This is a genomic window from Sphingomonas sp., from assembly GCF_035758555.1.
GTDB lineage: Bacteria > Pseudomonadota > Alphaproteobacteria > Sphingomonadales > Sphingomonadaceae > Sphingomonas_B.
This window is the reverse complement of record NZ_DASTXI010000183.1, coordinates 1-3,513: the sequence shown is the minus strand read 5'-3', so window position 1 is coordinate 3,513 and position 3,513 is coordinate 1. Positions and strand designations below refer to the sequence as shown.

The 3,513-nt window shown below is 67.1% G+C and carries 4 protein-coding genes; 2 read left to right on the top strand and 2 right to left on the bottom strand.

Going from position 1 to position 3,513, the window contains the following annotated elements; translation table 11 throughout:
• Positions 1-87 precede the first annotated feature (87 nt).
• Together VFT73_RS10835 and VFT73_RS10830 are read right to left on the bottom strand one after the other, a co-directional pair.
• Positions 88-1,386 (bottom strand): FAD-dependent oxidoreductase, encoded by a 1,299-nt coding sequence (locus VFT73_RS10835; protein WP_326410871.1) that lies wholly within the window; start codon positions 1,384-1,386, stop codon positions 88-90.
• A gap of 181 nt (positions 1,387-1,567) precedes the next feature.
• Complete coding sequence (locus VFT73_RS10830) at positions 1,568-1,882, bottom strand: polyhydroxyalkanoic acid system family protein (RefSeq protein ID WP_326410869.1); 315 nt, start codon at positions 1,880-1,882, stop codon at positions 1,568-1,570.
• A gap of 63 nt (positions 1,883-1,945) precedes the next feature.
• On the opposite strand from VFT73_RS10830, the gene VFT73_RS10825 reads away from it, so the two are divergent.
• Together VFT73_RS10825 and VFT73_RS10820 are read left to right on the top strand one after the other, a co-directional pair.
• Positions 1,946-2,800: a D-Ala-D-Ala carboxypeptidase family metallohydrolase gene (locus tag VFT73_RS10825; protein ID WP_326410867.1), complete on the top strand. Its 855-nt coding sequence runs from the start codon at positions 1,946-1,948 to the stop codon at positions 2,798-2,800.
• A gap of 101 nt (positions 2,801-2,901) precedes the next feature.
• Positions 2,902-3,513 (top strand): Clp protease N-terminal domain-containing protein (locus tag VFT73_RS10820; RefSeq protein ID WP_326410864.1); only part of this gene is annotated, 612 nt, incomplete at its 3' end.

Here is a 3,513-nt window from a genome sequence, read left to right as displayed (position 1 = left end):
GTCATCCTGAACTCGTTTCAGGATCCATCTCGATGAAGGGCGGCGTACGTCGGCACCATGGATGCTGAAACAAGTTCAGCATGACGTTTAGCGCCCGAGCACCTTCAGCCAGTCTTCGTGGCGCACGAATTTTTCGCGCGGGGAGCCTGGGCGGGCGCGGGAGACTTCGGTCTCCTCGATGCGGCGCCAGTCGTCGTAATCCGTGGGCATGACCCCGCGGCTCTCGAGCAGTCGCTTCAATCCCGCCGCGCCTTCGCGGTCGCTCTCGCTTTCGGCGGGAATCGCCGCGGCGATCTGATCGGCGACTTCGTAGCCGTCGGGGCGGTTGGTGCCGATCGTCCCCGTAGGGCCACGCCGCGCCCAGCCGACAGCATAGAGCCGGTCGGCGATCCGCCCGGCCTGGTTGACGAACTTGCCGCCCTCGAACGGCACTTCGGCAATCGGCGAGGTCGAATAGCCGATGGCGGTGATCACCAGCGAGGCCGGGACCTCGTAGGTCTCACCGGTCCCGCGCGCCGCGCCCTTCTCGTCGAGCTCAGTGCGCTCGACGATGATCCGCTCGACCTTGCCGTCGCCTTCGATCCGCACCGGCTTGGCGAAGAAGTCGAACACCATGCGCTTGCGCTTGTCGTCGGCAAGATCGGCGAAGCCGCGCAGCAAGGTCACCGACTTGCGCAGGCCCGGCTCGAGCGGCTCGTCGGCCTCGACCGGCGGGAAGTCGGCCGGGTCGACGACCGGGACCGCGGCTTCGAGCTGTCCAAGCTCGCCGAGCTCCTTCGGCGTCATGGCGATCTGGTGCGGTCCGCGGCGGCCGAGAATGGTGATCGTACGGATCGCCGAGCCGTCGAGCGCGTCCAGCGCGTGGCCGACGATGTCCGAGCCTTCGAACTCGTGCCGGGTCTTGGCGAGGATTCGCGCGCAGTCGAGCGCGACATTGCCGTTGCCGACGACTGCCGCGTGGCTGCCGCCGAGCGGCGGATCGAGGTCCGCGAACTCGGGGTGGCCGTTGTACCAGCCGACGAACTCGGCCGAGCCGACCACGCCAGGCAGGTCCTCGCCCGGGATTCCAAGCTTGCGGTCGTGCGGAGCGCCGGTCGCGAGGATCACCGCGTCGTAGAGGCCGAGCAGCTCGGCGACCGAGACGTCGCGGCCGATGGTGACGTTGCCGATGAAATCGACGCCGGCGCTTTCGGCGACCTTGTCGTAGCGCTTGCTGACCGCCTTCAGCGACTGGTGGTCGGGCGCGACCCCGAAGCGGATCAGTCCGTAAGGGACGGGATAGCGGTCGAGGATGTCGATTCGCCCGGCTTCGCCATAGGCCTTCTCCAGCGCCTCGGCGGTGTAGAAGCCCGCTGGCCCTGAGCCGACAATGGCGAAGTGTCGCATTGGCCCTGCTTAGAGGGCGCGCAATCGAGCGCAAGCGGCAAGCTCCTCCCTGCGAGCGCAGCTCGTGGGGAGGGGGACCATTGAACGAAGATTCAATGGTGGAGGGGTCCGGCGCCAAACCCCTCCACCACTCGACTTCGTCGAGCGGTCCCCCTCCCCAGCCTTCGGCTAGGGAGGAGCGCTACTGGCTATGATCCTCCAGCAGCGCCCCGCCCTTCTTCTGGAGCGCGCCCTGGATGATCCCCGAGAACATGCCGAGCATCGGCGGGAGCAGGACCTTGAGGCGCACCTTGTTGTCCATGACGTCGATGGTCGCGGTGACCGACTGACCCATGGCGGCGACGTCGAGGTTGAGCTGGTCGCCGGTCCAGCCGGACTGGACCTGCGCTCCGCCCGGAATATGCTCCTGCAGCTTGTGGACATTGTTGGCGATGCGGCGCCGCGCCTCGTCCTTGCCGAGGCTGTGGGGCAGGTCCACTTCGATGGGCTGAGTCATTGCTGCGACGTGGCCCGCCGTTCAGCGCTTTTCAAGCTACGGCATAGGAGTATGATTCTGCTGATGAAGTTGCTCGCGATCTTTTCGATTTTGCTTGCCTCCGCGGCAGGTGCCCAGCCGGCGCAAGTGATCGCTCCGGCGGCCCAGCCCGCCACCGTTGCGCCGGCCGTGTGGGATCCCGCAGCGCCATACATCACCGCCGGCCAGGACGAGCCGGGCTACCGCTCCTGGTATCTCGCCGCTCCGTGGCGCGCGGCGCAGGTGAAGGCGTTCAACGATTATCTCGTCGCCAACCAGGTCGGCGGAGTGCTTCCGACCTGGACCTTGCTGAGGACCGCGACCTCATGGCAGGCGTGCGGCGCGCAGCCGTTCGAGGTCCCGCCGGCGCAGGAATGGCCCAACATGGTCGAGACGCTGCGCTACGTTCGCGATCACGTGATCCCCGTCATCGGTCCGGTCGAGGCGGTCTCGGTCTATCGCAACCCGCAGCTCAACAAATGCGCCGGGGGCGCTCCCGAAAGCGCGCACAAGCTCGATTCGGCGATCGACATGGTGCCATTGAACCCGATCGATCGCGTCAGCCTGATGCGCAGGCTGTGCGGGATCCACACCGAATATGGCAACGCCTACAAGGCCGGCCTCGGCTTCTACGCTTACCTGCGCTTCCACGTGGACAGCACCAAGTTCCGCCGCTGGAACATGGACCCGGCGGTCGCCGCCGAGTGCCCGCCGATCGTCCATCCGGACGACATCGCCAGCGTCGGCCAGCCGCTTCCGCCTGCTGCAACTCCGACGCCCGTAGCGACCCCCGCAGCCGCGCCCGCGGGCACCGCCACAACCGCGACACCTACGCCCGTCTCGGCGCCGGTGACGACCATTGTCGCGCCGCAGGGAACTTCGACGGGCCAGCAGCACTAAACTCCCACGGCGCCTTGTCCCCGGATAAGCTTTTCCGCTCAGGGTTGTGTTGCTATTGTGCAACACCATATCGGCGGTGAAGCAAAGAGGGGTTACGATTTATGGATTTCGAGAAGCTCACCGACCGCGCGCGCGGATTCCTCCAGGCGGCGCAGACGATTGCGGTCCGGGAGCATCAGCAGCGGATCGCGCCTGCGCACCTTCTGAAGGCGCTGCTCGATGACGAGCAGGGCATGGCCGCGGGGCTGATCCAGGCCGCGGGTGGCGATGCCAAGACGGCGCAGCGCGAGGCCGATGCGCTGGTCGCGAAGATTCCGGCGGTGACCGGCAGCGGCGCGACGCAGGCGCCGGCGATGGACGGCGACACGATCCGCATCCTCGACCAGGCCGAGCAGGTCGCGAAGAAATCGGGCGACAGCTATGTCACGGTCGAGCGGATCCTGCTTGCGATGGCGCTCGCGAAGAACACCGACGTCGGCGCTGCGCTCGCCAAGGCGGGAGTCACTCCGCAGAATCTCAACAACGCGATCGAGCAGCTGCGCGGCGGGCGCACCGCCGACACGCAGGGCGCGGAGGACCGCTACGACGCGCTGAAGAAATATGCGCGCGACCTCACCGCCGCCGCGCGCGAGGGCAAGCTCGACCCGGTCATTGGCCGCGACGAGGAAATCCGCCGCACCATCCAGGTGCTCGCGCGGAGGACGAAGAACAAT